Below are 1,530 nucleotides of genomic sequence, written 5' to 3' on the forward strand. Positions count from 1 at the left end.
ATCACCGCCTGGTGCGGACCGTCTTCGCCGGCGCCCATCGCATCGGTGAAAAAGTCATCGAAGAACCGGGTCCGCACCGCCAGCGAGTTGACCATCCGCCGCACCTGGCGCACGTGGTCAACGGCGCCTTCGGGCAGCTGGCCGTCGACCAGGCGGGTGAAGAAGTCGATGCCGACGGCGCGCACCAGCGGCGCCGCGAACGGGTCGTCGATGATCGCGTCGGGTTCCGCCGTCGCCAACGCTCGAGCGGCGGCGACCATGGTAGCCGTGGCCCCGACGCTGGAGGCCAGGTTCCAGGTGTCGTTGTCGGTGCGTGCCATCTGCTCAGCCCAACACGGCGGTGACGTAGGCCAGCTCGGCGAAACTGCCGTCGTCGTCGAGTGGCGCCAGCCCGTGCTCTGCGAGCAGCTCGTTGACGCTGCGGCTGCTGACCCGCCAGCCCTTGTCGGCGAGGTATGCGGCGGCCTCGTTGCGGTCACCGAAATAGATCAGCTCCGCCATGTCGAGGTCGACGCCGTGCCCGCGCCACCGGCCGGCCGCGGTCTGCATCCACTCGCGCAGCTTCTCCTCCTTGGCGGGGTCGAGATTCGGTGTGTTCTCGGTGGCGATCCGGCTGCCGGGCGCGCTCAAAGCGGTGACGTTGTCGAGCAGCCGGTCCTGCGCCTCCGCCGGGAGGTAACCCAGCAGGCCCTCCGCACTCCACGCCGTCGGCCGGCTGGGGTCGAAACCGGCGGCCCGCAGCGCCGCCGGCCAGTCGTCGCGCAGGTCGATGGGTACCGTCCGCCGGTCGGCGGTGGGCTGCGCCCCGAGCTCGGCCAGGGCGCGGGTCTTGAACTCGACGACCTCCGGCTGGTCGATCTCGTACACCGTAACGACCTCGCAGGGCTCGGCCGTCCACCTCAGCCGGTAGGCGCGGGCGTCCAGTCCCGCCGCCAGGATGACCACTTGGCGGATGCCGGCGCCCGCGTTGCCCACCGCGTCGAGGAAGAAGTCGTCGAAGAACCGGGTCCGCACCGCCATACTGTCGGCCATGCGGGCCATGCTCATCGCGCCCGGTACCGAAGTATCTGCCGGGTCGTCGAAGTCGGCCGGGTCGACGTCGCCGCGGGCCAGCCGGGTGAACAGCTCCACCCCGACCGCGCGCACCAGCGGCTCGGCGAACGGATCGGAGATCAACGGCCGCTCGGCGCGGCCGGCCATCGCGCGGGCGGCGGCCACCATGGTGGCGGTCGCGCCGACGCTGGAGGCCAGGTCCCAGGTGTCGTTGTCGGTGCGCGTCATTGCCAGGAACTCCCCTTCACTACCACGTCCACCGCCACAGCACGACAGCGGAAGCATCAGATATTTAGTCAGTATAACAACCTATCGGTGACTGTGCGCGGACCGGCCGACGGCAGCTGTTAGTCTCGTAGCGCATGGCCCGGCCTGCGGGTCGACGTATCACCACACCAGATATCCGACGCGACCACGTTTCGGCTGCGCAGGAGGAGAAAAGTGTTCTCGGCTTTCATCTCGTCACTGCGCACGGTC

Annotated in this window: 2 protein-coding genes; both read right to left on the reverse strand. The window is 69.3% G+C overall.

Features of this window, described 5'->3' with window-relative positions; translation table 11 throughout:
- On the reverse strand, positions 1 to 320 hold a 320-nt coding region (locus tag AC2VNT_RS07170; protein ID WP_486946192.1), incomplete at its 3' end, for a class I SAM-dependent methyltransferase.
- A gap of 4 nt (positions 321 to 324) precedes the next feature.
- The gene (locus AC2VNT_RS07175) at positions 325 to 1,281 is read right to left on the reverse strand and encodes an SAM-dependent methyltransferase (RefSeq protein ID WP_486946193.1); all 957 of its coding nucleotides are present in this window, start codon (positions 1,279 to 1,281) and stop codon (positions 325 to 327) included.
- Positions 1,282 to 1,530: the final 249 nt, after the last annotated feature.

The sequence above is a fragment of the Mycobacterium sp. TH-M15 genome, from assembly GCF_057473705.1.